The sequence below is a fragment of the Mycobacterium sp. OAE908 genome (genome assembly GCF_017872775.1).
In the GTDB taxonomy this organism is placed as follows: Bacteria; Actinomycetota; Actinomycetes; order Mycobacteriales; family Mycobacteriaceae; genus Mycobacterium.
In genome coordinates this window covers 2,529,507-2,554,379 of the sequence record NZ_JAGGJL010000001.1, presented here as the reverse complement: position 1 = coordinate 2,554,379, position 24,873 = coordinate 2,529,507, and the positions used below count along the sequence as shown (strand labels likewise).

At 65.7% G+C, this 24,873-nt stretch carries 29 protein-coding genes and 1 riboswitch; of the genes, 21 read left to right on the top strand and 8 right to left on the bottom strand.

Translation table 11 applies throughout. The annotated features are described in order from the left end of the window. The first annotated feature begins 28 nt into the window (after positions 1–28). The 8 genes from J3E61_RS12480 to J3E61_RS12445 are packed head-to-tail and all read left to right on the top strand — an operon-like array spanning position 29 to position 7,558. On the top strand, positions 29–499 hold the full coding sequence (locus tag J3E61_RS12480; RefSeq protein ID WP_210083760.1) for a DUF1707 domain-containing protein: 471 nt from the start codon (positions 29–31) through the stop codon (positions 497–499). A gap of 52 nt (positions 500–551) precedes the next feature. Further along, positions 552–3,428: a Na+/H+ antiporter subunit A gene (locus J3E61_RS12475; protein ID WP_210085528.1), complete on the top strand. Its 2,877-nt coding sequence runs from the start codon at positions 552–554 to the stop codon at positions 3,426–3,428. Beyond that, the gene (locus J3E61_RS12470) at positions 3,425–3,895 is read left to right on the top strand and encodes a Na(+)/H(+) antiporter subunit C (RefSeq protein WP_210083759.1); all 471 of its coding nucleotides are present in this window, start codon (positions 3,425–3,427) and stop codon (positions 3,893–3,895) included. Before J3E61_RS12475 ends, J3E61_RS12470 begins: the two co-directional genes overlap by 4 nt. Next, complete coding sequence (locus J3E61_RS12465; RefSeq protein WP_210083758.1) at positions 3,892–5,490, top strand: Na+/H+ antiporter subunit D; 1,599 nt, start codon at positions 3,892–3,894, stop codon at positions 5,488–5,490. Before J3E61_RS12470 ends, J3E61_RS12465 begins: the two co-directional genes overlap by 4 nt. Continuing rightward, complete coding sequence (locus J3E61_RS12460) at positions 5,487–6,020, top strand: Na+/H+ antiporter subunit E (protein ID WP_210083757.1); 534 nt, start codon at positions 5,487–5,489, stop codon at positions 6,018–6,020. The genes J3E61_RS12465 and J3E61_RS12460 overlap by 4 nt, the downstream gene beginning before the upstream one ends. Continuing rightward, on the top strand, positions 6,017–6,304 hold the full coding sequence (locus tag J3E61_RS12455; protein ID WP_210083756.1) for a cation:proton antiporter: 288 nt from the start codon (positions 6,017–6,019) through the stop codon (positions 6,302–6,304). The genes J3E61_RS12460 and J3E61_RS12455 overlap by 4 nt, the downstream gene beginning before the upstream one ends. Then, positions 6,301–6,663: a monovalent cation/H(+) antiporter subunit G gene (locus tag J3E61_RS12450; RefSeq protein WP_210083755.1), complete on the top strand. Its 363-nt coding sequence runs from the start codon at positions 6,301–6,303 to the stop codon at positions 6,661–6,663. The genes J3E61_RS12455 and J3E61_RS12450 overlap by 4 nt, the downstream gene beginning before the upstream one ends. Further along, positions 6,650–7,558, top strand: coding sequence for an SAM-dependent methyltransferase (locus J3E61_RS12445; protein ID WP_210083754.1), 909 nt, complete (start codon positions 6,650–6,652; stop codon positions 7,556–7,558). Before J3E61_RS12450 ends, J3E61_RS12445 begins: the two co-directional genes overlap by 14 nt. Positions 7,559–7,570: 12 nt before the next feature. Here J3E61_RS12445 and J3E61_RS12440 read toward each other — a convergent pair whose 3' ends face one another. The 5 genes from J3E61_RS12440 to J3E61_RS12420 are packed head-to-tail and all read right to left on the bottom strand — an operon-like array spanning position 7,571 to position 10,858. Next, a complete protein-coding gene (locus J3E61_RS12440; protein WP_210083753.1) occupies positions 7,571–8,203 on the bottom strand; it encodes an LON peptidase substrate-binding domain-containing protein in 633 nt (210 codons plus the stop codon). A 2-nt stretch (positions 8,204–8,205) separates the two neighbouring features. Continuing rightward, positions 8,206–9,312: a glutamate--cysteine ligase gene (locus J3E61_RS12435; protein ID WP_210085527.1), complete on the bottom strand. Its 1,107-nt coding sequence runs from the start codon at positions 9,310–9,312 to the stop codon at positions 8,206–8,208. Between the two features lie 13 nt (positions 9,313–9,325). Further along, positions 9,326–10,030 carry a superoxide dismutase family protein gene (locus J3E61_RS12430; RefSeq protein WP_210083752.1) on the bottom strand — a complete coding sequence of 235 codons (705 nt, stop codon included), beginning with the start codon at positions 10,028–10,030 and terminating at the stop codon, positions 9,326–9,328. A 10-nt stretch (positions 10,031–10,040) separates the two neighbouring features. Continuing rightward, a complete protein-coding gene (locus J3E61_RS12425; protein WP_192725594.1) occupies positions 10,041–10,508 on the bottom strand; it encodes a LytR C-terminal domain-containing protein in 468 nt (155 codons plus the stop codon). A gap of 41 nt (positions 10,509–10,549) precedes the next feature. Continuing rightward, positions 10,550–10,858, bottom strand: a complete 309-nt coding sequence (locus J3E61_RS12420; protein ID WP_015304500.1) for a DUF3263 domain-containing protein — start codon at positions 10,856–10,858, stop codon at positions 10,550–10,552. Positions 10,859–10,995: 137 nt separating this feature from the next. Here J3E61_RS12420 and J3E61_RS12415 point away from each other — a divergent pair, with 137 nt between their 5' ends. Genes J3E61_RS12415 through xth form a run of 3 tightly spaced genes read left to right on the top strand, consistent with a single transcriptional unit; the run spans position 10,996 to position 13,272 of the window. Continuing rightward, positions 10,996–11,589, top strand: coding sequence for a peptide deformylase (locus J3E61_RS12415; protein WP_210083751.1), 594 nt, complete (start codon positions 10,996–10,998; stop codon positions 11,587–11,589). Between the two features lie 3 nt (positions 11,590–11,592). Further along, positions 11,593–12,468: a GNAT family N-acetyltransferase gene (locus J3E61_RS12410; RefSeq protein ID WP_210083750.1), complete on the top strand. Its 876-nt coding sequence runs from the start codon at positions 11,593–11,595 to the stop codon at positions 12,466–12,468. A 3-nt stretch (positions 12,469–12,471) separates the two neighbouring features. Then, positions 12,472–13,272, top strand: coding sequence for an exodeoxyribonuclease III (gene xth / locus J3E61_RS12405; protein ID WP_210083749.1), 801 nt, complete (start codon positions 12,472–12,474; stop codon positions 13,270–13,272). Positions 13,273–13,342: 70 nt separating this feature from the next. Here the strand turns inward: xth and J3E61_RS12400 are convergent, their stop codons facing one another. Together J3E61_RS12400 and J3E61_RS12395 are read right to left on the bottom strand one after the other, a co-directional pair. Next, the gene (locus J3E61_RS12400) at positions 13,343–14,278 is read right to left on the bottom strand and encodes an acyltransferase family protein (protein ID WP_210083748.1); all 936 of its coding nucleotides are present in this window, start codon (positions 14,276–14,278) and stop codon (positions 13,343–13,345) included. 30 nt (positions 14,279–14,308) lie between these two features. Next, complete coding sequence (locus J3E61_RS12395; protein ID WP_210083747.1) at positions 14,309–16,078, bottom strand: MFS transporter; 1,770 nt, start codon at positions 16,076–16,078, stop codon at positions 14,309–14,311. Between the two features lie 125 nt (positions 16,079–16,203). Further along, positions 16,204–16,312, top strand: a riboswitch (TPP riboswitch). On the opposite strand from J3E61_RS12395, the gene thiC reads away from it, so the two are divergent. The 8 genes from thiC to J3E61_RS12355 all read left to right on the top strand — a co-directional run bounded on the left by thiC (position 16,303) and on the right by J3E61_RS12355 (position 22,975). After that, positions 16,303–17,862 carry a phosphomethylpyrimidine synthase ThiC gene (gene thiC / locus J3E61_RS12390; RefSeq protein ID WP_210083746.1) on the top strand — a complete coding sequence of 520 codons (1,560 nt, stop codon included), beginning with the start codon at positions 16,303–16,305 and terminating at the stop codon, positions 17,860–17,862. (Overlaps the previous riboswitch by 10 nt.) Then, complete coding sequence (thiD, locus tag J3E61_RS12385; RefSeq protein ID WP_210083745.1) at positions 17,859–18,695, top strand: bifunctional hydroxymethylpyrimidine kinase/phosphomethylpyrimidine kinase; 837 nt, start codon at positions 17,859–17,861, stop codon at positions 18,693–18,695. Before thiC ends, thiD begins: the two co-directional genes overlap by 4 nt. Further along, positions 18,692–19,309, top strand: a complete 618-nt coding sequence (locus J3E61_RS12380) for a dienelactone hydrolase family protein (protein ID WP_210083744.1) — start codon at positions 18,692–18,694, stop codon at positions 19,307–19,309. The genes thiD and J3E61_RS12380 overlap by 4 nt, the downstream gene beginning before the upstream one ends. Further along, complete coding sequence (locus J3E61_RS12375) at positions 19,306–19,839, top strand: DUF4190 domain-containing protein (protein ID WP_210083743.1); 534 nt, start codon at positions 19,306–19,308, stop codon at positions 19,837–19,839. Before J3E61_RS12380 ends, J3E61_RS12375 begins: the two co-directional genes overlap by 4 nt. Positions 19,840–19,854: 15 nt before the next feature. Continuing rightward, a complete protein-coding gene (locus J3E61_RS12370) occupies positions 19,855–20,514 on the top strand; it encodes a septum formation family protein (RefSeq protein ID WP_210083742.1) in 660 nt (219 codons plus the stop codon). Between the two features lie 80 nt (positions 20,515–20,594). After that, positions 20,595–21,161 carry a septum formation family protein gene (locus tag J3E61_RS12365; RefSeq protein WP_192725944.1) on the top strand — a complete coding sequence of 189 codons (567 nt, stop codon included), beginning with the start codon at positions 20,595–20,597 and terminating at the stop codon, positions 21,159–21,161. 43 nt (positions 21,162–21,204) lie between these two features. Further along, entirely contained in the window at positions 21,205–22,689 is a 1,485-nt protein-coding gene (locus J3E61_RS12360) for an NAD(P)/FAD-dependent oxidoreductase (protein ID WP_210083741.1), read from the top strand. A 19-nt stretch (positions 22,690–22,708) separates the two neighbouring features. Further along, on the top strand, positions 22,709–22,975 hold the full coding sequence (locus tag J3E61_RS12355; protein WP_210083740.1) for a hypothetical protein: 267 nt from the start codon (positions 22,709–22,711) through the stop codon (positions 22,973–22,975). Here the strand turns inward: J3E61_RS12355 and J3E61_RS12350 are convergent. Beyond that, the gene (locus tag J3E61_RS12350) at positions 22,942–24,180 is read right to left on the bottom strand and encodes a TetR/AcrR family transcriptional regulator (protein ID WP_210083739.1); all 1,239 of its coding nucleotides are present in this window, start codon (positions 24,178–24,180) and stop codon (positions 22,942–22,944) included. The two genes, J3E61_RS12355 and J3E61_RS12350, sit on opposite strands and share 34 nt — an antisense overlap. Positions 24,181–24,284: 104 nt before the next feature. On the opposite strand from J3E61_RS12350, the gene J3E61_RS12345 reads away from it, so the two are divergent. Further along, complete coding sequence (locus J3E61_RS12345; protein WP_192725608.1) at positions 24,285–24,509, top strand: hypothetical protein; 225 nt, start codon at positions 24,285–24,287, stop codon at positions 24,507–24,509. Between the two features lie 11 nt (positions 24,510–24,520). After that, positions 24,521–24,862, top strand: coding sequence for a hypothetical protein (locus tag J3E61_RS12340; RefSeq protein ID WP_210083738.1), 342 nt, complete (start codon positions 24,521–24,523; stop codon positions 24,860–24,862). Positions 24,863–24,873: the final 11 nt, after the last annotated feature.

Genomic DNA, 24,873 nt, shown 5'->3' with positions numbered 1-24,873 from the left:
CTTGTCACTGCCAAGATCGGAGGTCCCCATGACCGCACCGGCCCTCACGCCCGTTCGAGCCGGCGACCGCGACCGTGAGCGCACCGCCACCCAGCTCGGCCAGGCACTGTCACAGGGCTACCTCGTCTTCGACGAATACGAAAGCCGGCTGCAGGCCACCTTCGCCGCCCAAACCACCGGCGAGCTGCGCCAACTCGTCGCCGACCTGCCTCTGGCTCAACTTCGTCGCAACGACCCGCAGCGCCTCGCGGCCCGCCGCCGCGCAGCATGGCTCGGGGTCCGCATCCACCTCGGTGCATACCTCGCGATGGCCGCCATCGTGCTGACGGTGTGGCTGGCGGTCGGCCTCACCGCCGACGAGTGGTACTTCTGGCCGATCTGGCCGATCGTCGGAGCAGGCATCGGCCTGGCCTCCCACACCATCCCCGTTCGACTCGCAACGCCACGGCGAGTTCGCCGGCATCCGGTAGCTGTATCCGCCCACGTAGACTGGCGTTGAACCAAAGCCATTAACCCGGCTGACACCCCGACCCCAAAACGATCGGAGTGCCCTGCTCGCCGTCCTGCTTGCCCACGCCGTCGCAACGGCTCTGGCTCCCCTGCTCGTCGCGCGCTGGGGCCGGATGGCGTTCTATCCCCTGTCCCTGGTGCCGCTGGGCTCGCTGGCCTGGGTCGCGACGAACTGGCCGGGCCATCGAGGGCCGACGACAGTCGACATCGAATGGCTGCCCGAGCTGTCGATGAACATCACACTCCGATTCGATGCGCTCTCGGCCATCATGAGCGTGCTTGTCCTCGGCATCGGCGCGTTGGTCCTCTTCTACTGCACCGACTATTTCCATCACCACGACGGCCACACCGAGAAGCGGCTGCCAAGTTTCGCCGCCGAGTTGGTCGCGTTCTCCGGCGCGATGTTCGGTTTGGTCTGTAGCGACAACATGCTGTTGCTCTACGTGTTCTGGGAGCTCACCACGGTGCTGTCGTTCCTGCTCGTCGGCCATTACGCCGAACGGGCCACCAGCCGTCGAGCCGCCACGCAGGCGTTGTTGGTGACGACGTTCGGCGGGCTGGCCATGCTGGTCGGCATCGTCGTGCTCGGCAATGCATCCGGCACCTACCTATTGTCCGAATTGATCGCCTCGCCGCCGACGGGCCTGGCGGCCTCGATCGGGATCGTGCTGGTGCTCGTCGGTGCGCTGTCCAAATCGGCGATCGTGCCGATGCACTTCTGGCTGCCTGGTGCGATGGCCGCCCCCACGCCGGTCAGCGCGTACCTGCACGCCGCTGCGATGGTCAAGGCCGGCGTGTATCTCGTCGCGCGGATGAGCCCGGGCTTCGCCGACTCGCCGCCGTGGCGGCCGACGGTGGTGATCCTCGGCGTACTCACCATGCTGCTGGCCGGCTGGCGCGCGGTACGCGAACACGACCTGAAGCTGATCCTCGCGTTCGGCACCGTCAGCCAGCTCGGGTTCATCACCATGATGGTCGGCGCGGGCGGTAGCGACCTGATGCTGGCCGGTCTGGCGATGCTGTGCGCGCATGCGATGTTCAAGGCGTCGTTGTTCATGGTCGTCGGCGTCATCGACCACGCCACCGGCACCCGCGACATCCGCAGGCTCGCGTGGCTCGGGCAGCGCAGCCGGCCCCTGCTGGTCATCGCCGTCGGCGCGACCGCGAGCATGGCCGCGCTACCGCCGTTCCTCGGCTTCGTCGCCAAGGAGGCCGACTTCGAAACCGTCGCGCACGCACCGACACTCGGCGCCGCCGCGCCGTACGTGCTCGCAGGCATCGTGCTCGGTTCCGTGTTCACCACCATCTACAGTCTGCGGTTCCTGTGGGGAGCGTTCAGCCGCAAGGGATTGCCTGAACCGAGCCGACGGGTAGCCGAAATGCACCGCCCGCCAACCACTTTCCTGCTCGCACCCGGCATCCTGGCTGTCGCGGGGCTGGTGTTCGGGGTGTGGCCTGCCGGCTTGGACGACGCGATCGACGGCTACGCCGAGACGGTGCCCGGCGGGCACGAATACCACCTGGCGCTGTGGCATGGCTTCGGTTTGCCGCTGCTGTTGTCGGCGTTGGTCTTGGCTATCGGCACAGCCGCCTACTTCGGTCGGGCGCGATTGCGGCGGTGGCGCACCGTCCGCGAACCGCTCGGCAACGCCGACCGCATCTATGACGCTGCTCTGCGCGGTCTCGACCTGATGTCCGTGCGCCTCACCGGATTCACGCAACGCGGGTCGATCCCGGCCACGCAGTCGGTGATCCTGTCAACGCTGGTGCTGGTGCCCGTTATTGTTCTGGCGCTCGGCGCCCGCGACCGGCCGTCCTTCGCGCTGTGGGACTCGCCGCTACAGGTGGTGGTCGGAGTGCTGATGCTGGCCGCTGCACTCGGCGCCACGGTGATGCGAAACCGACTCGCGGCCGTCCTGCTGGTCGGTGTCACCGGTTACGGCTGCGGCGCGATCTTCGCGTTCTACGGCGCACCGGACCTGGCGCTGACCCAATTCCTGGTCGAGACACTGACTTTGGTGATCTTCGTGCTTGTGCTGCGCACACTGCCCGCCGAGGCCGACCGCGAGAACATCAAGCGATTTCGGCTACCGCGCGCCGTCCTCGCACTCGCCGTCGGCGCGACCGTCACGACGTTGGCGGTGTACGCAATGGCCGCGCGCACCGGCACCCCGATCGCTGCATTGCTGCCCGACGCGGCGTATCTCCGAGGGCACGGCGCCAACACCGTCAACGTGCTCCTGGTCGACATCCGGGCCTGGGACACACTCGGTGAGATCTCAGTGCTGCTTGTCGCTGCGACGGGCGTGGCATCACTAGTATTCCGGCACAGGCGTTTTGGTGCCGCACCTCGCGTCGCCGACGCCGGCGAGACCGACATCAGCAGGCTTTCCGACGTCGCGATCAGCCCCGCCGCGGGTGACGTCACCTGGCTGCGCGGCAGCGAATTGCGCGATCCGCGGCACCGGTCGCTGGTGCTCGAGGTCGCAACCCGAATGATCTTCCCGCTCATCATGGTGTTGTCGGCGTACTTCTTCTTCGCAGGGCACAACACGCCAGGCGGTGGCTTCGCAGGCGGACTGACCGCCGGGCTGGCGCTCGTGTTGCGGTATTTGGCAGGCGGCCGTTACGAACTCGGCGAGACGCTGCCGTTGGACGCGGGAAAGATCCTGGGCGTCGGCCTCGGTTTGTCGGCAGGCACTGCGGTGGCCTCCCTACTGGTCGGCGCGCCCGTGCTGTCGTCGGCGCTGATCCAGGTCGACGTGCCGGTGCTCGGCACGGTCAAGTTCGTCACTGCGTTGTTCTTCGACCTCGGCGTGTACCTGATCGTCGTCGGCCTGGTGCTCGATGTGCTGCGTAGCCTCGGCGCACGAGTCGACGTGGAACTCGGTGAACAACGACAGAAGGTGGTCGCATGACCACTTTGCTGGTTCCGCTTTTGCTCATCGGTGGGCTCATCTCCGCAGGGGTGTACCTGCTGCTGGAGCGCAATCTGACCCGAATGTTGCTGGGGCTGTTGCTGATCGGCAATGCGATCAATCTGCTGATCCTGACCGTCGGCAGCCCGTCGGGCAATCCGCCGATCCGCGGCCGCACCAGCAACGGCGACGCCACCACCGCAGATCCGTTGGCGCAGGGCATGATCCTGACTGCGATCGTCATCAGCATGGGCATCGCGGCGTTCGTACTGGCGCTGACGTATCGATCGTATCGATTGAACACCGCCGAAGAAGTCAGCAACGATCCCGAGGACACCAGGGTCTCCCAGCTCGCCGAACGTGACGGTGTCCCACTGGAAGACGACCGCCCCGAGCCCGACAAGGCGAAAGACACCGACGCGCCGGACGAACTCGACGCACTGCCGGGGTTGGAGGGCTCGCGATGAGCATGGCGATGGTGCTGACGCCGCTGCCGGTGCTGATCCCGATGGTCGGCGCCGCGCTGACGTTGTTCGCAGGCCGCAGACCAAGGCTGCAGCGAGTCATCACGCTCGCCGCGCTGTGCGTGGTGGTCGCGGTGTGCGCTGCGCTGCTCTACTTCACCGACCGCGACGGGACGCTGGCTTTGCATGTCGGCGGGTGGGGGCCGACCTCGGCAGGCGTCGGCCCGCTCGGCATCACCTTGGTAGTCGATCGGCTGTCGGCACTGACGCTCGTCGTGTCGTCAATTGTGTTGCTGTGCGTGGTGTTCTACGCGATCGGGCAGGGCATCCGCGACGGCGACGAACGGCAACCGGTTTCGATATTCCTGCCCACCTATCTGGTGTTGTCAGCGGGCGTGTGCACGGCATTCCTGGCCGGTGACCTGTTCAATCTCTTTGTCGGGTTCGAGGTGCTGCTCTCCGCGAGCTTCGTGCTGTTGACGATCGGCGCCAGCAAGGATCGCGTCCGCGCGGGCATCGCCTACGTCATGGTCTCGATGGTGTCGTCGCTGGTGTTTCTGTTCGGCATCGCATTGGTCTATGCCGCCACCGGGACGTTGAACATGGCCGAGGTGGCCGTGCGGCTCGACAGCGTGTCAGCGGGCACCCGCACCGCGTTGTTCGCGGTGCTGCTGGTCGCCTTCGGCATCAAGGCTGCGGTGTTTCCGCTGTCGACCTGGTTGCCGGACTCGTATCCCACCGCGCCCGCACCGGTCACCGCGGTGTTCGCCGGGCTGTTGACCAAAGTCGGTGTGTACGCGATCATCCGGGCGCACTCGCTGCTGTTCCCAACTGGCGGGCTGGATCCGCTGTTGTTGGTGGCGGCGCTGCTGACCATGTTGATCGGCATCCTGGGCGCGATCGCACAGAGCGACATCAAACGTCTGCTGTCGTTCACACTGGTGAGCCACATCGGCTACATGGTGTTCGGCATCGCGCTGTCGAGCCAGCTCGGCATGTCGGGCGCGATCTACTACGTCGCGCATCACATCGTGGTGCAGACGACTCTGTTTCTCGTCGTCGGATTGATCGAGCGGCAAGCGGGTGCGTCGACGCTGCAGCGGCTTGGTGGTCTGGCCGCCGTCAGCCCGCTGCTTGCGTTCCTGTTTGTCGTGCCCGCCCTCAATCTCGGTGGTATTCCCCCGTTTTCCGGATTCATCGGCAAGGTGGCATTGCTCGAGGCCGGCGCGCAGAGCGGTTCTGTGCTGGCGTGGCTGCTCGTCGGCGGCGGGGTGCTCACCAGCCTGCTGACGCTGTATGTGGTGACGCGGGTGTGGACCAAGGCGTTCTGGCGTTCGCGTGAGGATGCGCCCGAAGGCCACCTGTCGGCCGCAGCGCCTTCGGTTCTGCTCGACGAACCCGAGGACATTCAGTTCGTCGACCGCGACCACGTGGGCCGCATTCCGGTCGGAATGCTGCTGCCCACCGGCGCGCTGATCACTGTTGGCCTGACGCTGACGGTGCTCGCAGGCCCGATCTTCTCGTACAGCGGTCGTGCCGCGGACGAAGTCCTCGACCGCCAGCAGTACATCAGCGCCGTGCTGGGAGGCCCACGTTGAGGCGGGTCGCGCTGCGGGCATGGGTGCTGGTCTGGCTGATCCTGGTGTGGATTCTGTTGTGGGGTACCACTTCTGCAGCCAACGTTCTGTCCGGCCTCGCGATCGCGCTGATCATCACGTTGCTGCTGCCGCTGCCGACCGTGCCGATCGAGGGACGGGTGCACCCGATCTCGCTGCTGGGCCTGATCGGCTTGGTGGGTTGGTATCTGTTGCAGTCGTCGTGGCAGTTGGCGATGCTCGCGGTCAAGCCGGGCCCACCGCCGCTGTCCGCGGTACTGCGCGCACACATGGCCATCAAGTCGGATCTGGTCCTGGCGCTGGCGGTCAACATCATCAACCTGACACCGGGCACCATCGTGCTCGAGATCGACCAGGTTCGCCGGATGCTCTACATCCACGTCATCGACGTCGGATCCGAACGTGCGGTCAACAGGTTCTACCGGCAGATCAGACAGATCGAGCGGCGGCTGGTGGCTTCCTTTGAGCGCGAAAAGCATTGGCGGCCATCGGCGGAGAGGGAGCCTACATGACAGTCGTTTGGATCATCGCGACGGTCATGCTCACGGCCGCCGCCATCCTCACCATGTTCCGGTTGCTCGCCGGTCCGAGCACACTGGACCGACTGGTCGCACTTGACGCCCTTGTCGCGGTCACGATGTGCGCGATCGGCACGTGGGCCGCGTTCAGCCTCGACACCACGGTGACCTACGGCCTCACCGCACTGGCGTTGATCAGCTTCGTCGGCTCCGTCAGCGTCGCACGATTCCGCGTGCCCGACATCGACAAACCGCGCTCCGCACGGAGGTCGCGATGAGAATGTTCGACGTTGCCGCGGGCGTGCTTGTGCTCGGCGGTTCGACGCTCGCGCTGACCGCGGCGATCGGCGTGGTCCGTTTCCCCGACACACTGACCCGGATGCACGCGGCCACCAAGCCGCAGGTGCTCGGGCTGTTGCTGGTGCTGGCCGGCGCGGCGATCCGGCTGCGCGGCCACGCGGACGTCGGCATGGTCATCCTCACCGGACTGTTCACGTTGATCACCGCTCCCGTGGTCGCGAACCGCGTCGGCCAGCTGGCATACCGCGAACAGAACATTCGCGATGACTTGTTGACGAGGGACGAAATGCATGAGTTCGTCGAAAACAGGGAATCCGGCGGCAATGGTGAGAACTGACGATGACAGCTGGGATGTCACCGAGGGTGTGGGGCAGACCGCGCTCGGGGTGGCGATGGCACGCGCCGATGAGTCGGCGACCGGTTGTCCATTGTTCAGCGACCCGTTCGCGCAGTTGTTTCTCGACGCCGCCACCGAACGGGGGTGGCAGCAACCGCCGCCGTACATGGTGGAGCGGATACGGTCCATCAGCAGCTACGCGGCGTCGCGCACCAAGTGGTTCGACGAGTTCTTCATCGCCGCAGGCGCCAACGGGATCGACCAGGCCGTCATCCTCGCCGCCGGCCTCGACGCACGCGGCTGGCGGCTGCCGTGGGTCGACGGCACCGAGCTCTACGAGATCGACCAACCCAAGGTGCTCGAGTTCAAGGCGGAAACACTTGCCCGCCACGACGCCAAACCGAGTGTGTCCCGCTACATCGCGGTCCCGGTCGACCTGAGACAGGATTGGCCGAAAGCGTTGCGCGACGCTGGATTCGATACGACCCGGCCGACGGCGTGGGCGGCAGAAGGGCTGCTGCCGTATCTGCCCGCCGCCGCACAGGACCTGCTCTTCGAGCGGATCGAGGAACTCAGCGCCGCCGGCAGTCGTGTCGCGGTCGAATCGTTCGGCAAGGGTTTCTTCGACAAGGACTACCTGGCCAGTCGTCGCGAGCAGATCCGTCGCCTGCGTGAAAAGGCCGGAGAGGATCCCGACGCGAACGCCCCTGACACCGAGGACTTGTGGTATCTCGAGGACCGCACCGACGTGGCCGACTGGCTGACCGGCCACGGCTGGCAGGTATCCGCGATCGAGGCCCGCGAACTGATGACCCGATACAACCGATGCGGCCCAGACCGAGACGAGGCGACCATCCCTCGCTCCGTGTTCATCGAGGGCCACCGGTTCTGCTAGGGCCGACCGTTCTCACTCCGACAGCTGGAATTCGACCATCGCGGTGACGGTCTCGACGGCGTCGCGAAGCGCCGTGACCCGGTCTGCGACAGTAGGCGCCGACAGCACCGCGTAGCGGTCGGCCTGCCCCATCGGGAGGCGGGAGGCCAACGCGTACAACCACATTGCCGCATCACCGGAGTCGTCCGCGCCGGCCACGATGTCCCTCGGATCCACCTCGGCACCGCGGGCCTTGGCGATGCGCTCGAACAACGCGATCATCCGATCCTCGATGTCGCGAATCGCGTCGGCGTCGACCGCCGCGCCGGGCTGGTCGGGCCACATCTCGACGGCCGCCCTCGGGTAGGGGTCGTCGGGACGCCATTCGAGCACTCGGATGCGCTCGGCCATCACGCAACGCAGCCGGTAGCGTCCGTCACCGAAGTCGGCGCACTCGGTGATGTGGGCCATCGCTCCGACGTCGCTGCGGGCATCGCCGCCGCCGACCTCGCGGCCTGCCGAGATCAGCACCACGCCGAACGCCGGATCCTCGGCGGCCAGGCAGTCGGAAACCATTGCGGTGTAACGGGGTTCGAAGATGCGCAGCGGCAGTTCCTCGCCGGGCAGCATAGCCACCTCGAGCGGGAACATCGGCGTGACGAGCACTCCTAGATGTCCAGCTCCGCAACCAGCGAGTCGACCACCGCGCGCAGATCGCCGTCGTGCTCCTCGGCGACCCTGCGCTGGCGTTGGTAGGAACCGCCCGACCGATAGATGTCGGACACCGCGGCCAGTTCGTCGGCACAGTTCAGCGATTTTGCAACGGGCTCGAGCTTGTTCAGCAACTCGTCGAGGTCCTCGGTCACCAGCCGCTCATTGCTCTCGGCGTCCTGGATGATGACGGCGTCGAGGCCATAGCGTGCCGCCCGCCACTTGTTCTCCTGCACATGCCAGGGCGGCATGGTCGGTAGTCGCTCACCGGCATCCAGGCGGTGGTCGAGGTCGACGATGAGGCAATGAGTCAGCGCGACAAGCGCGCTCAGCTCGCGAATGTTGGAAACCCCGTCGAAGATCCGCACCTCGACCGTCCCCTTATGCGGCGAAGGCCGGATGTCCCACCGGATTTCGTTCATGTGGTCGATGATGCCGGTCTTCTTCTGGTCGTACACGAAGCCTTCCCACTCCGCCCAGGTCTGGAAGTGGAACGGCAGCCCGGCCGTCGGCAGCTGCTGGAACATCATCGCGCGGTTGGACGCGTAGCCCGTGTCCTCACTATCCCAGTAGGGCGACGACGCCGAAAGCGCCAACAGATGTGGATAGTGGTTGAGCAACGACGTATTGATCGCCATCACCTTGTGCGCCGACGAGATTCCCACGTGCACATGCACACCCCAGATCAACATCTGGCGTCCCCACCATTGCGTGCGCTTGATCAGCTCGGCGTACCGCGGCGCGTCGGTGAGGCTGCCAGGTGACCACTTCGCGAACGGATGCGTACCTGCGCAGAACAGTTCCATGCCGCGGGCTCGGACGATCTTGCGGGCAGCCGTCAGCGTCGACCGCAGATCGTCCATCGCCTCCGGTACGGAATCACAAATGCCGGTGACGATCTCGACGGTGTTGCGCAGCAGTTCCTTGTGGACGTGCGGGTTGTTCTCGCCGAGTTCGACGATCACCTCCGCGGCCTCGTTGCTGACGTCGCGGGTGTCTGCGTCGACGAGCGCGAACTCCCACTCGACGCCGAGCGTCGGCCGGGGTGAGCCGGCGAAATCTATGTGGCCGGGGTGGCTAACCGGTGCCGATGACACCGCACGCCACGCGCTTTCCGGCGTCGCCGGTTGCCATGGTGGTCTCGTCCGGCGGGGGCGCGCCGTTCACCTGCTGGTAGCGCTCAGGCGGGATGTTGGCGAAGTTGTCCGCCTTCTCGTGAATGATGATCGCGGTCTTGGCGCCGCCGAGCAGATCTTCTGCGGTGAACGCATCCGTCGTCGTCACCAGCTTCGCGGTGCCGTCCTGCCGAACCTGAAGCGACGCGAGATCTCCGCTCGCGGGATGGCCGGTGTGGCCCGCCTTCTGGAAATGCCCACCGGCGGAATTGAAGTCGCCGGGCGCGCCGCCGGTCGGTGCGACGGAGCTGGCCTCGCACTTGCCCACGGAGTGGATGTGCAGGCCGTGGAATCCCGGCGTCAGCTTGCCTGGTGTCGTCGTCTCGACCGTGACGGTGGCGAAGCCGCCTGCGAATTCGATGTCGGCAGTGGCGACCGTGGCGCCGTCGGGGGACTTCAGCTGGGCCGTGAGTTTCTCACCGCTGGGAGCGGGGCTTTCGCCGGTTGAACCGTGGGTCTCACTGGCCGACGCCGACGGTGCCGGCGAGCCGGTCCAGACCGACGGCGTGGTGCCGGGTGAGGTCGCCGGCTGCTCGGGCGCGCTGCACGCGCTCAAGGCGACGACGGGAACGGCGAAGAAGGCAGCAGCAGCGACGGTCTTCAGCATGCGCAAGAGCCTAGCCGGTGACCGCTACGACCACGCCCGGCGGTTGCTCTGTGAGCTCGGGGAGTCGCGCCTGCACCGGCGCCTGCAGCAGCTTGCCCACCTCGTCGGCGGCTTCGTGCTCGCCGGGCGCGTCGCTGAAGAACACCGTCGTCGCCGAGACATCCGGCAGGGTCAGGTTGCCGGTTTCAGTGACATTCCAGCCGGCTTCCCTCAGCTTGTTGGCGGTGGTCTCGGCCGCGCCCTCGGTCGACGAGATGTTGTACACCCGCACGTCGGCCTTCGCAGGGGCGGGCGTCGCAGACGACGTTGCCGAGGACGGCGTGCTGACGGTGCTGGTCGCGATCGAGGACGACTGGTCGCCCTCCGAGTCGCCAGAACCCATCGCCTGGAATCCAACCAGCAGGAACACCACGCCCAGGAACAGCAACACCATGACCATGGCGCGCAGAGGCAGCCCGGAGGAATTTCGCTGATTCATTACCGCCCACTCTATCGAGAGGGCCCTTGAGGCCCGAAAGCTCAGGTGACGTCGAAGCCCAGCCGACGCGCCGCGCGGGCCTTCTGCCGGCTGGCCCGTAGCCGTCGCAGCCGCTTGACCAGCATCGGGTCGGCTGCCAGTGCCTCGGGGCGGTCCACGAGCGCGTTCAGCACCTGGTAGTACCGGGTGGCCGACATCGAGAAGAGCTCCTTGATGGCGTCTTCCTTGGACCCCGCGTATTTCCACCACTGGCGCTCGAACGCCAAGATGTCATGCTCGCGCCGAGTCAGCCCATCGGTGAGATCAGAGTCGTCCCCGGATTGCTCAGTCCGCGCGATCGCGCCGTCCATATTGCCCCTGGACCCTTCCCCACACTCGAAATAACAACGTTGCTGTTTCGGCGATCATTCAACCACGGGTTTGGAAGCCGAAGCGTTACCGAACCCCGCGAGTCGGGTGAGAAGGATTGCCGACTTAAGCTTCCCCCGTGGCTGTCAGACCCATCGTCATAGTCGGAGATCCCGTCTTACACACTGCGACCGAACCGGTGACCGTCAATGGCGACGGTTCGCTGCCCGATGATGTGGTGGCGTTGATCGCCGATCTGTACGAGACGATGGACGCCGCCAACGGTGTGGGATTGGCCGCGAATCAGATCGGTGTGCCCAAGCGGGTGTTCGTCTACGACTGCGCCGACGAGCGGGGTAAGACGGCGCGGCGGCGGGGAGTTGTCGTCAACCCCGTACTCGAGACGTCCGAGGTGCCCGAGACGATGCCCGACCCGGACAACGACGACGAGGGTTGCCTTTCGGTGCCCGGCGAATCGTTCCCGACGGGCAGGGCCGACTGGGCCCGCGTCAGCGGCCTGGACGCCGAAGGCAATCCGATCACGATCGAGGGCACTGACCTGTTCGCGCGGATGCTGCAGCACGAGACAGGCCATCTGGACGGCTTCCTCTACCTGGATCGGCTGGTCGGCAGGCATGCGCGCAGCGCGAAGCGGTCGGTGAAGTCACACGGCTGGGGAGTGCCGGGCCTGAGCTGGATGCCGGGTGAGGACCCGGACCCGTTCGGTCACTAACTCGTGGTTGATGTCGGCGCACGTGTCGTGGTGCGATACCGGTTGCCCGCCGGATCGGTGCCGCCGCTGACCGACGTCATCGGACACCTCGAGGCTGTTGGCCCTACCCTGAGCGTGCGCACCAAACGTGGTGAGCTCGTTGATATTTCCACCGATGACGTCGTCACGATCAAGACGCTTGGTGCCGCCCCGGTTCGGACCGGCGACATTCGCAACCTCGAACACGCGGCCGCCTTGGCGTGGCCGGGCGTCGAGCACGCTGCGGTCGGCGGCTGGCTGTTGCGCTTCGGCCACGGCGTCACCCGGAGGGCGAATTCTGCTGTCCCGCTTGATGTTTATGGCGGCATTGATGTGGTCGTCGATTGGTATGCGGCGCGCGGTGTGACGCCGTTGGTGGCCGCGCCGGACCGGCTGCTGCGGATGCCGCCCGGTGTGCCGACTGACGCCGAAACCGTGATCATGACAGGGGAATTGGAGCCGGGTGGATCTGGCGCGGTCGACATCACGGACGCGCCGGACGACAACTGGCTGCGGCTGTATCGGCGTGAGGTCCCGGTCGATGTGTTGACGGCCGTCGTCGACGGCGAGGTGGCGTTCGGTCTGCTCGGCGGCGCCGCGGTGGGCCGGGCTGCCGTCACCCAGGCACCCGACGGCACGCGATGGGTGGGGTTGTCGGCAGTGCACGTCATCGAGGAGGCCCGGCGGCGCGGCCTGGCGCGTGACCTGTGTTCGGCGCTGCTGGCCTGGGGCGGTGAGCGGGGCGCGACGCGTGCCTACGTGCAGGTTCTCGCGGATAACGCTGCGGCATCACGGCTTTACGAGTCGATGGGCTTTTCTGTGCACCATCGCTCGCGGTACGTCGACGCACGTAACCTGTAAGCCATGCGGTTGGCGACGTGGAACGTGAACTCGATCCGGGCTCGCGTCGACCGCGTCGTCGATTGGCTCGAGCGGGCCGACATCGACGTCCTCGCCATGCAGGAGACTAAGTGCTCCGTCGACCAGTTTCCTCTCATGCCGTTTCTGGCCGCCGGATACGAGGTCGAGCACTGCGGTTTCAACCAATGGAACGGGGTGGCGATCGCGTCGCGCGTCGGCCTCGACGACGTCCAGGTGGGCTTCGAAGGCCAACCCACCTGGAGCGACAAACCCGATGTCGAAGCCGCGGCGGAGGCGCGAGCACTCGGTGCCACCTGCAACGGCGTGCGAGTGTGGAGCCTGTACGTGCCCAACGGGCGCTTCGTCGGCTCACCTCACTACGAGTACAAGCTGGAATGGCTTGCCGCCCTTCGCAACACGGCTCAGGGCTGCCTGACCGACGATCCGTCGGCACAGATCGCGCTCGTCGGCGACTGGAACATCGCCCCCACCGACGAGGACGTCTGGAGCCCCGAGTTCTACGCGCACAGCACGCATGTCACCCCGCCGGAGCGTGCCGCGTTCAACGCGATTGTCGACGCCAAATACACCGACATCGTGCGCCCGTTCACGCCGGGCCCCGCGGTCTACACGTACTGGGACTACACCCAGCTGCGGTTCCCCAAGAACCGCGGCATGCGCATCGACTTCATCCTCGGCTCGCCGGCCCTGGCCGCCAGGGTCGCGCATGCCGAGATCGTCCGCGAGGAGCGCAAGGGCAAGGCGCCCAGCGACCACGCTCCGGTACTGGTGGAGTTGACATAACACGTTGAGCCTGCGGCCAGGGCGCAGAAGTGCGAGAAACCAACACCCTCACCGCAGAGTCAGCGCAGGTCTAACCGAACAGCGGAAGCGCCCGCTTGCGCGCCAGTGCGTCCATCCCACGCTGGATGCTGTCCTGGACCTCCCAGTACTTCTGTTCGAGGTACTCATCGTCATCGGCGCGAGCGGGGTCGTGCTCCAGCTCGACGGCGGGCATCAGCCGCGTCCGAATCTTTGCGGGCAGGGGGAACTGTGGCAGCGCAGCGGGCGCAATCCCCCACGGTAACGACATGGCGATCGGAAACACCTTGAGCCGCAACAGCTTATCGAGTCGCAACCGGCGAGACAGCTGATCGCCGCGGATCAACACCGGCATCGCATCCGCTCCACCGACGGTCGCGATCGGCACGATCGGTACGCCTGCGCGGATCGCCATCTTCACAAAACCCTTGCGCCCGGCAAGGTTTGCGCGGTCGCGCTCGGTCCACGGCCGCAACGAGTCGACCTCGCCGCCCGGCCACACCGCGACGTCTCGCCCCTCGGCCAACGCCGTCGCCATCGAGTCCGGAGCGGCAGGCAGCACACCCATCGCCCGGAAGTACCTGCCGATGAGCGGCATGGCCATCAGCACGTCGTGCGCGGTGCCGTGCAGCGGCCTGTCCTGGCCGAATCGGCGCCACCACTGCACGCCGACGGTCCACGCGTCCCATACGAACGGCGCACCCGAGTGAATGCCGACCAGCAGTACGGGCGGATCAGGCAGGTTCTCCCAGCCGTCGAACTCCATCCGGAACCAGTGGTCGACCAGGAAGTTCCACAAGTACTTCTGACGCTGCATCGTGGCCTCGTCGGGTCCGCTCAGCTCCCACTCGCCGGCACGCTCGTTCAGCCAGCCGACCAGGCCTTCATCGCGCTGACGACGCACCTCGGCCATGCGGTCGCGGGCCTTACCGGCTTGCTCATGCGCCTGCTGTCGCACCTCGGGAGGCCGCTGATCTGTCGTAGTCATGGGCCATGGGTACCCACGACCGGCGATCCGTCACGCCTCGTTGTCGGCGCGCTCCTCGGTGCCGTAGCGGCCCGCGTTGAACAGCGACGCCACCGCGCCGATCAGCATCATCACCGCGGCCGCGCTGAACACCACCACCAGGCCCGAATGGAACGGCCCGGTGATCAGGTGCGGGAAGAACGTCTGACCGGTCACCACGTCGGCGTTGACGCCCGGCTGGTGCAACGCACCCGACGGCGCTAACAGCTCGGCCATCGGGTTGTACCCCAGGAACGCCGCGAACAGGCTTCCGACCGGAGGCAGATTCGCCACCTCGTGCGCGACCGTCGCGGATACCCCCTGTTCCTGCAGCCCCGAGCTCATCGCCGACGGCAGGGTGTGTGCGAGCCCAATGATCATGAGCGAGAAGAAGATTCCGATCGACAGCGACGATCCGGCGTTGAAGAACGTCGCACGCACACCGGAGGCCGCACCGCGCTGCGCAGCGGGCACGCTCGACATGATCGCCGCCGTGTTGGGCGCCGTGAAGATGCCGCCGCCAAGGCCGTTCAGGAAGACCAGGATTGCGAACACCCAGTAGTTGAAGTTCACCGGAATCATCACCAGCGCGATGAACGCACCCGCCATCAGCAGCATGCCGCCGACCGTGAAGACCCGAGCACCGAAGCGGTCTGCCAGTGATCCGGCCATCGGAGCAGCGATCAAAAACCCGAAAGTCGCAGGCAGCAGATAGATCCCCGCCCACAGCGGCGTCGACTCAAAGCTGTAGCCGTGCAACGGCAGCCAGATGCCCTGCAGCCAGATGATCAGCATGAACTGCAGGCCGCCGCGGCCGACCGATGACATCAACCCTGCGAGGTTGCCCATCCCGAACGATGCCGACTTGAACAGCCGGATGTCGACCATCGGCTGGGGCACCCGCAACTCGATGACGCAGAATGCGACGATCAGCAGCACGCCGGCGAGAATCGAGCCGAGCACCCACGGGTTCGTCCACCCGGTCGTCGAATCCCCGTACGGCTGAATGCCATACGTGATCCCGGTGAGCAAGATCGTCAGGCCGATCCCGAACGTGAGCGTGCCTGCCCAGTCCAGCCGCCCTGGTGTCCGCACGCCGAGTTCCTTGAGCGAGCGGTAGCTCCAGACCGTGCCGAGCACTCCGATCGGCACGCCGACCCAGAAGATCGCCTGCCAGTGGATCTCGGAGAGCACGCCGCCGATCAACAAGCCAAGGAACGAGCCCGCGACCGCGGCCACCATGTTCACCCCGAGCGCCATGCCACGCTGGTTGGCCGGGAACGCGTCGGTGAGGATCGCCGCGGATGACGCCATCAGCATGGCCCCTCCGATGCCCTGGATCACCCGCCAACCGATCAGCCACAGCGCACCTGGGCCGAAGTGGAACGGATCGAAGGACAGCGCGATGGCCGCAACGGTGAAGACCGCGAACCCGAGGTTGTAGATGCGCACGCGGCCGAACATGTCGCCAAGCCGGCCGAAGAACACCACGAGCACCGCGGTCACGACGAGGTAGCCCATCAGCATCCACAGCAGATAGCTGACGTTGGCCGGCGCCAGTGGGTTCAGCCCGATGCCCCGGAAAATCGCGGGCAGTGAGATGAGCACAATCGAGGCGTTGATCGACGCCAGCAGCATGCCCAGCGTGGTGTTGGACAGCACGATCCACTTGTAGAACGGGTGATCGTGGTCCATTCGCCGCCGACGATCGGCCGTCTCGGCCATCGCCGTGTCGATATCTGCCACTACCGGCGTCTTTGTCTTCTCTATCTCAGTCGTCATCTATTCGCTTACGTATCCATGGGGCAGCAATCGGCGCAAAACACATATATTAGCTATACAAAGCAACCGCGAGCAATTCCTTATTCCCACTGGGCACACCCGCCACGGCTGCGCTAGCCTGCATACTGTCCACACACGGGAGCGCACACCGAGTGCGCTGAGAGGACGGGTAGGCCCGTCGACCGTACGAACCTGACCGGGTAATGCCGGCGTAGGGAGTTGCAATGTCGAATGTTGTTGTCGATCCGTCTGTCACCACCGGCCCGATCCAGGGCAGCACAAAGATCTACGTCGACGGCGTGCCGTTCCGACGGGTGAACCTGACCAACGGCGAGCACCTCGATCTGTACGACACGTCCGGTCCGTACACCGATCCGCATGCCGAGATCGATCTACACAACGGTCTACCGCCGCGCGACGGCGTGGTGCGCGACAGAGGCACGCAGTTGCAGCGCGCCCGCAACGGTGAGATCACCGCAGAGATGGCGTTCATCGCCGCCCGCGAAGGCATGCCCGCCGAGTTGGTGCGCGACGAGGTTGCCGCGGGCCGGGCGGTGATCCCGGCCAACCACAACCACCCCGAGAGTGAGCCGATGATCATCGGCAAGGCGTTCGCGGTGAAAATCAATGCCAACATTGGCAATTCGGCCGTCACGAGCTCCATCGCGGAGGAGGTCGACAAGATGGTGTGGGCCACCCGCTGGGGCGCCGACACCATCATGGATCTGTCGACCGGCCGCAACATCCACGAGACACGCGAGTGGATTCTGCGTAATTCGCCGGTCCCCGTCGGCACCGTGCCGATCTATCAGGCGTTGGAGAAGGTCAACGGTGATCCCACCCAGCTCAGCTGGGAGGTCTACCGCGACACCGTGATTGAGCAGTGCGAGCAGGGCGTCGACTACATGACTGTGCATGCCGGCGTGCTGCTGCGTTACATCCCCCTCACCGTCAAGCGTGTCACTGGCATCGTCAGCCGCGGCGGCTCGATCATGGCGGCGTGGATGCTCGCCCATCACACCGAGTCGTTCCTCTACACCAACTTCGCCGACCTGTGCGAGATCCTCGCCCGTTACGATGTCACGTTCTCCTTGGGCGACGGGTTGCGTCCTGGTTCGATCGCCGACGCCAACGACGAGGCGCAGTTCGCGGAACTGAGAACGCTCGGTGAGCTCACCAAGATCGCGAAAGCCCATGGTGTGCAGGTGATGATCGAGGGCCCGGGCCACATCCCGATGCACAAGATCGTGGAGAACGTCCGCCTCGAAGAGGAACTCTGCGAAGAAGCACCGTTCTACACCCTCGGCCCGCTCGCTACCGACATCGCTCCGGGCTACGACCACATCACCAGCGCCATCGGGGCATCGATCATCGCTCAGGCCGGCACCGCAATGCTGTGTTACGTCACGCCCAAGGAACACCTCGGCTTGCCGGACCGCAGGGACGTCAAGATAGGCGTGATCACGTACAAGATCGCAGCGCACGCGGCCGACCTGGCCAAGGGGCACCCCCGCGCGCAGGAACGGGACGACGCTTTGTCGAAGGCCCGCTTCGAGTTTCGCTGGCACGATCAGTTCGCGTTGTCGCTCGATCCCGACACCGCGCGCGAGTTCCACGACGAGACCCTGCCCGCCGAGCCCGCCAAGACCGCGCACTTCTGCTCGATGTGCGGGCCGAAGTTCTGCTCGATGCGCATCACGCAGGACATTCGCGACGCGATGGCGGAGAAGTCCAGGGAATTCGCCGACCACGGGAACCAGATCTACCTACCCTTGGCCACATGAGCTTCTTGCCACTGACGCCGCCGGGCGAGACGCCGATCCGGGTGATGACCATCGCCGGATCCGACTCGGGCGGCGGGGCCGGCATCCAGGCAGACCTGCGTACCTTCGCGCTGCTCGGCGTGCACGGCCTCGTCGCCGTCACGGCTGTGACAGTGCAGAACTCGGTCGGCGTCAAGGGTTTTCACGAGATTCCGCTCGACGTGATCGCAGGTCAGATCGAGGCGGTGGCCTCCGACATCGGCCTGCAGGCCGCCAAGACCGGCATGCTGGCGTCGTCGGCGATCATCGACGTCATTGCCGGGACGTGGCGTGAACAGGGTTTGGCACGAACGGTGCCGCTGGTGGTCGACCCGGTCTGTGCGTCGATGCACGGCGACCCGTTGCTGCATCCCAGCGCGCTGGACTCCCTTAAAGGCCAACTCTTTCCGCTCGCCACCCTGGTCACGCCCAACCTCGACGAAGTCCGCCTGCTCGTGGATGTCGATGTCGTCGACGACGAATCGCAACGCGAAGCGGCCAGAAAGCTGCACGCGCTCGGTCCGCAGTGGGCGCTGGTCAAGGGCGGCCACCTGCGCGCGTCGTCGCACAGCCCGGACCTGTTGTTCGACGGCACGGACTTCCACGAGTTCGATACCACTCGCATCGATACCAGCAACGACCACGGCGCAGGCGACACTCTTGCCGCAGCGGTCGCCAGCGCGCTCGCTCACGGCTACACCGTGCCCGACGCAGTTGCGTTCGGTAAGCGGTGGGTCACCGAATGTCTGCGCGCCGCATATCCATTGGGCCATGGCCACGGACCGGTATCGGCACTCTTCAGGCTCGACTCGTGACCGTCGACGATATCGCAGGCGTCGCGCACGAACCGCGAGGCAAAGCAAAGGGCGTCGTGGTGCTGACCCACGGCGCGGGCGGGAGCCGCGAGTCCCCGCTGCTGGCAAGGGTTTGCGACGAGTGGGCCAGCCGCGGCTGGCTCGCAGTCCGCTACAACCTGCCGTACCGGCGGCGGCGGCCCAAGGGCCCGCCGTCGGGCTCTGCCGCCGCCGACCAGGCCGGCGTCGTCGAGGCCGTCGAATTGGCCCGCACGCTGACCAAGGGGCCGGTCATCGCGGGCGGCCACTCCTACGGCGGCCGGATGACGTCGATGGTGGTCGCCGACGAGGCAGCCGCCGTCGACGTCCTCACGTTGTTCTCGTATCCGCTGCACCCGCCGGGCAAGCCCGAACGCGCGCGCACCGAGCACCTGCCACGCATCACGGCGCCGACGGTGTTCACCCACGGCACGGCCGACCCATTCGGCACCATCGACGAACTCCGCCCCGCCGCACGGCTGATCCCCGCGGCCACCGAGATCGTCGAAATCACCGGAGCCCGTCATGACTTGGGCTCCAAAACGCTCGATGTCCCGGTGTTGGCGGTCGACGCGGCGCTACGGTTGCTCGCGTGACCGCCCCGCCCGACCCTCTGCGGCCGGGCGGGACGAACGGCTGGGCCGTTGCCGCGTTCATCCTCGGCATCCTCGGCGGCACCATCCTCAGCGTGATCTTCGCGGTCGTGGCGTTGGTCCAGATGCGGGGACGGCATCAGCGCGGCCGCGGCTTGGCGATCGCGGCCCTCGTCATCTCGGTGGTGTGGATCGCGGCGATCACGTCCGTCATCGCGTATGGGGTTTCGACACAAGGGAAGTCGGTGCGCGCCGCCGACCTGAAGACCGGGGACTGCGTCAAAGATGCCTACGACGACCAGTTGCCCACCTGGGTGAAGCGGGTGCGGTGCGACCGCCCACACCACGGCGAGGTGTTCGCGGTCCTCACTGCGCCCGGCGCAACCGCCGCCGACTGCGGATCCCAATTCTTCGATTACGCACCGAACTCACCGGAGGGCCCGGTGTTTCGTGTCGCGTGGGCAAACGGCGAGGGGTCCATGGTTTGCGTCGCAATGGCGAAGCATGAACGGTGGTCATCGCTTCGCGATTGAGGTTAGGGTCAGCGCGTGAGCACACCGCCGAGCAATCCCCCGCCATACGGCGAACCGCCGCAGGGACCGTATGGCCAGCCGGCCCAAAATCCCTATCCGCCGCAACCGGGCGGATATCCGCCGCCGCCTCCCGGCTCGTATCCGCCGCCCCCGCCGGGCGCCTATCCGCCGCCCCCGCCGCTGCCGTACGGCGAGGCTCCCTCGTTCGGTCACTACGGTCCACCACCGAAGAAGAAGACCCGATGGGGATTGATCATCGGCCTGGCGGTCGGCGTCCTCGCGCTGTTGGCCATCGCCGCCATCGTGTTCGTCGTGATCATCGGCAAGGGCACGGTCACCGCCACGGATGTGAAAGTCGGCGACTGCCTCAAGGAGATACCGGGCAACACCCGCGTGCTGACCGTCGACACCATCGGCTGCGACAAGCCGCACGCAGGAGAGGTTTTCGCGGTACTGCTGATGCCCGAAGGCGACTTCCCGGGGCAGTCCGCGATCGAGGCCTACCAGAACAAGTGCGAACCCGAGCTCGCCACGTACGCACCCGGCGCGGTCACCGACAACTCGGTGCAGCTGTACGTGCTGTATCCGACAGCCGAGACGTGGTCGCAAGGTGATCGGGCGGTGACCTGCGTTGCCACCCTGGATCCGCCACGATCGGGGTCGCTAAAAGGCTGAGCCGCAATATTCTGGCCGGCGTGACCCATCCCGTGCACCCGTACCCGCCAGCGCCTGCCAAGACCAACGTGTGGGCGATCTTGTCACTCGTCTTCGGCGTCGTCGGCATCGTCGGGCTACCCGTCAGCTTGGTATGCGGCATCGTCGGGCTCAACAAGGCCAAGCAGGGCCAGGGCGGGCGCGGGTTGGCCATTGCCGGGCTGGCACTTTCCGGCGTATGGGTCTTGGTGGCCGCAGGAGTTTCGGTCTTCTTGCTCGTCAACGACGACAACCTGTTCAAGCCGCAGCGGCCGGGCGCCCCGACGGACCGGCGGTCCGCGGCGTCGTACTTCAAGACCGGTGACTGCTTCAAGGAGCTGCCGACGACTGGCGCGAATGTGACCGTCGTCCCGTGCAGCGAACAGCATGCCGCGGAGGTGGTCGCGGTGTTGATGCTGCCCGAAGGCGACTTCCCGGGGACGGCGACGGTCGACGAATACGTGGGCAGGTGCAAGCAAGAGCTGTTGGATTACGCGCCCGACGCCGTGCCCGAACACGTCGGACTGCTCAAGCGCTTCCCTGACGAGCAGTCGTGGAAGCTGGGCGACCGGTCGGTGACCTGCATCGCGACCGTCGATCCGCCGCGCACGGGCTCGCTGAAGGCCTGAGCCGGTCGGCTGAGTTTCCGGTACCTGAGGTACCGTCTGGGGCATGACTTCGCAGCTCTACGACGCGGTCATTGTGGGAGCCGGCTTCGGCGGGATAGGCGCTGGCATCCAACTCAAGCGGATGGGCTACCACAATTTCGTGATCCTGGATCGCGAGGACGACCTCGGCGGAACCTGGCACGTCAACCGCTACCCCGGCCTGGCCGTCGACGTCCCCACCACGACGTACTCATACTTCTTCGAGCCCAACCCGAACTGGTCGCGGCTGTTCTCCACCGGTGCGGAAATCAAGCAGTACGCCGACGACATCGCAGACAAGTACGACATCCGCAGGCATATGCGCTTTCGCACCGTCGTGGAAGGCGCCCGCTGGGACGAGGAAGCCAGCGTCTGGAAGGTCACTCTCGCCGACGGCGACGTGCTCTCCGCGCGATTCCTGATCACCGCGACCGGCTTCCTGTCGCAGCCGAAGGTCCCCGACATCCCTGGCGTGACGGACTTCGCAGGCAAGGTCATCCACACCACCGCCTGGGACGACGAGTATCCGCTCGAAGGCCGCAAGGTCGCCGTCATCGGCACCGGTGCCACCGCCGTTCAGCTCATTCCCGAACTGACCAAACGGGTCGCCGACCTCACCGTCTACCAGCGCACCCCGATCTGGGTGGTGCCGAAGATCGACATCCGCTTCGGCGAACGCGCCAAGCAGCTGTTCGCTCGAATTCCGTTGACACAGCGCGCGATTCGCTGGCTGACCGATTCGATCTACGAGGTGATGATCAACACCGCGATCATCCACCACCGGCACTTCCGCAGGCTCAACATCGCCGCGGCCGACCTGTCGAAAATGCACCGCTTCGCCTCGATCCGCGACAAGGAGTTGCGCCGCAGGCTGACTCCGGATTACGACTTCGGATGCAAGCGGCCGACATTCTCGAACGGCTACTATCGCGCGTTCACGAAGCCGAACGTGCATCTGCAGACCGACGGCATCACCCGCATCGAGGCAGACGGCATCGTCAACGCCGACGGTTCGAAGACCGTCATCGACACCTTGATTCTGGCCACCGGCTTCGATTTATGGGAAGCCAACTTCCCCGCCATCGAGGTCATCGGCCGCGAGGGCCGCAATCTCGGAAAGTGGTGGCGCGAAACAAGATTCCAGGCCTACCAGGGTGTGACCATGCCGTACTTCCCGAACTATCTCAGCCTGGCCAGTCCGTTCGCATTCCTCGGGTTGAACTTCTTCAACACGATGGAGTACCAGATGCGGCACATGGACCGGTTGTTCGGCGCACTCAAGAAGCGCGGTGCCACCACCTTCGAGGTCACCGAGGAAGCCAACACCCGTTACCGCGATCGGATGACCGAACTGCTCGGCGACTCGTTGTGGACGATCGGCAACTGTGCGACGTCGCGGTCCTACTATTTCAACCCGCAGGGCGAGCCGACGCTGCTGCGGCCGATGTCGACGGACAAAGCGATCAAAGAAGCATCAGGCTTTCCGCTGAGCGACTACCAGATTGCCTGAGCAGAGAGGGTAAACGGCTGTGCCGAAAACCGATTCGCGTGTCGCGAAGTTCGCCGGGTTGATGGTTGCCGGCATCGGGCTGTCCCATTTCACCAGCCCACAACTGTTCGAGGGCATCACGAAGACCGCGTTTCCGCGTAACACCCGCCAGCGTGTCTACATCCACGGCGGCGTCGAGACCGCGCTCGGCCTTGGACTCAGTTCGGCCAAGACACGCCCACTGGCGGCCGTCGGCACGATCGGTTACCTGGCCTACTTGGCGGGCAACGCAGCACGCAACCGGTAGCGGCCGAGCAGCGTCAGGTCCACCAGTCGTTCGACGACCGCCCGGGCCGGCGCCGAGTTGTCGTACCGCATCAGCCGGCCAAGGTCGATCACCAGCGACATCGAGGCATGCACGGCGAAGCGCGCCTGTCCCGGGGTCCAGTCAGGCCGTACGGACACCACCAGCTCCACCCACGATTCGACGTTGGCGCGCTGCAGGTTTCGCAGAATCTTCTGGTCACCGGGTGTCATGTTGAGTCGCTCGGTGTAATACACGTAGTCCAGTTCGGGACGGTCGAACGACCGCAGCACGTACGCGTCGATGACCGACGTCAGCGCCTCTTCGCGATCGGGCGTGGTGGCCACGATCTCAAGCATCTCTTCGGACAACCGGTCGGCAGCGCGCCGGAACGCCGCCGCGAGGATGTCACTCTTTCCCGAGAAGTAGCGGTAGATGCCCGACGCAGGCATCCCGACGGCAGCCGCGATGTCTTCCATGCTGGTGTCGCGGTAGCCCTTGAGGTTGAACAAGCGCATCGATTCATTGAGCAGCGCTTCGTATTTCGGTGTTTCCGCCACACTGGTCACAGCGCTCCGCGCCTCGGCCGCAGTGTCACTGGCATCGGGCAATTCGGCGGCCAGCACAGCCTCGGCGAGGTCGGCGAGCAACGCCCGCACCTGGATGGCGGGCAGCTTGGCACGGTGATCGACGATGCTGCCGATCACCGACAGTGCGGCGGTCGACAACGTCCACCGCTGCCGCGACGTCAGCTGCGGCCGAATTGCCATGAGCGGCTGCTGAATCCGATGGTGAACGCTGCGCATCTGCGCGTTCAGCGTGGCCTGGTCGTCGCCACGGAGAAAGCGGCCTTCCCAGCGGTACAGCCCGCCGGACTCGCGGTTGACCATCGCGGTGTCGATGAGCGCGGCGACGAGCCGGCGCAGCGTCAGCTCTGCATCACCGTCCGCCTCGTCGGCGAACTCCGTGCAGTCCACCAATTGCTGGCCGAGGTTGAGCACAGCGTCGCGGAACAGCTCGTACTTGCTCGAGTAATGGCGGTACAGCGCGGCCGCGGAAATCCCAACCCGCTTGGCGATGGTCTCCATGCTGACGCCGTAATAGCCGAGCTCGCTGAACCCCTCGGCCGACGCGCGCGCAATCTGCGCCTTGCGGTCTTTCGGCCGGCGCCGAACACCCTCGGCGCGGGTGGGCCTGGTGCGCGCCATGACCAACACCCTAACGGACGCCGGGCATACATAAACGCCCACTTCGGTTGGAAAATCACAAGAAAATAGTCGCCCACGTAAAGAATGGCCATTAACATAGCGATGTGCTCGACGCGCTGCGACGGCTGTTGGGATTCCAGGTGACGATAGGCGAACTGATCGTCGTCGCGATAGTGGTTGGCACTCCGTACCTGATCGTCGGGGTGATTTGGTCGGGCATGCACACAGCGCACCTGCAGGATATGGCGGGCGCCGACCTGGTTGTCTCGTACCTCGGGTCGATCGTGTGCTGGCCGGTACTGCTCTTCGCCGACGTCTGCATGACTTGAACGGGGGATCCTTGCATCACTACCACCACCGCGCGTTCTACATCGGCACCACTGCGTTCGTCCTCGTCGCCGTCGGACTGTTGGCACTGAATTTTCCGGTCTTCCTGGACGCTTTCGACCAATACGGATTTCAGATCAAGTGCGGAACGGGATACGTCGCAGACCTGAGCCAGGCGGCATCAGCCGTCGGCCACGACAACTACGTGGATCAATGCCAGAGTGCGCTGCTGACCCGCAGGCTGTGGACCATCCCGCTGGTGGTGGTCGGGTCGATCGTCACCGTCGGTGTGGTTGCCGTGGCGGCCACTGTTTGGGGTCGCGAATCGGCGTTCGGCAAGGACCCGGTTTCCTGACGTAGCATTCG

Coding starts and splice junctions, on each gene's coding strand:
- J3E61_RS12480 (WP_210083760.1), top strand. CDS start 29: ATGACCGCACCGGCCCTCACGCCCGTTCGAGCCGGCGACCGCGACCGT.
- J3E61_RS12470 (WP_210083759.1), top strand. CDS start 3,425: ATGACCACTTTGCTGGTTCCGCTTTTGCTCATCGGTGGGCTCATCTCC.
- J3E61_RS12465 (WP_210083758.1), top strand. CDS start 3,892: ATGAGCATGGCGATGGTGCTGACGCCGCTGCCGGTGCTGATCCCGATG.
- J3E61_RS12455 (WP_210083756.1), top strand. CDS start 6,017: ATGACAGTCGTTTGGATCATCGCGACGGTCATGCTCACGGCCGCCGCC.
- J3E61_RS12450 (WP_210083755.1), top strand. CDS start 6,301: ATGAGAATGTTCGACGTTGCCGCGGGCGTGCTTGTGCTCGGCGGTTCG.
- J3E61_RS12445 (WP_210083754.1), top strand. CDS start 6,650: ATGGTGAGAACTGACGATGACAGCTGGGATGTCACCGAGGGTGTGGGG.
- J3E61_RS12430 (WP_210083752.1), bottom strand. CDS start 10,030: ATGCTGAAGACCGTCGCTGCTGCTGCCTTCTTCGCCGTTCCCGTCGTC.
- J3E61_RS12425 (WP_192725594.1), bottom strand. CDS start 10,508: ATGAATCAGCGAAATTCCTCCGGGCTGCCTCTGCGCGCCATGGTCATG.
- J3E61_RS12420 (WP_015304500.1), bottom strand. CDS start 10,858: ATGGACGGCGCGATCGCGCGGACTGAGCAATCCGGGGACGACTCTGAT.
- xth (WP_210083749.1), top strand. CDS start 12,472: ATGCGGTTGGCGACGTGGAACGTGAACTCGATCCGGGCTCGCGTCGAC.
- J3E61_RS12400 (WP_210083748.1), bottom strand. CDS start 14,278: ATGACTACGACAGATCAGCGGCCTCCCGAGGTGCGACAGCAGGCGCAT.
- J3E61_RS12395 (WP_210083747.1), bottom strand. CDS start 16,078: ATGACGACTGAGATAGAGAAGACAAAGACGCCGGTAGTGGCAGATATC.
- thiC (WP_210083746.1), top strand. CDS start 16,303: ATGTCGAATGTTGTTGTCGATCCGTCTGTCACCACCGGCCCGATCCAG.
- thiD (WP_210083745.1), top strand. CDS start 17,859: ATGAGCTTCTTGCCACTGACGCCGCCGGGCGAGACGCCGATCCGGGTG.
- J3E61_RS12360 (WP_210083741.1), top strand. CDS start 21,205: ATGACTTCGCAGCTCTACGACGCGGTCATTGTGGGAGCCGGCTTCGGC.
- J3E61_RS12350 (WP_210083739.1), bottom strand. CDS start 24,180: ATGGCGCGCACCAGGCCCACCCGCGCCGAGGGTGTTCGGCGCCGGCCG.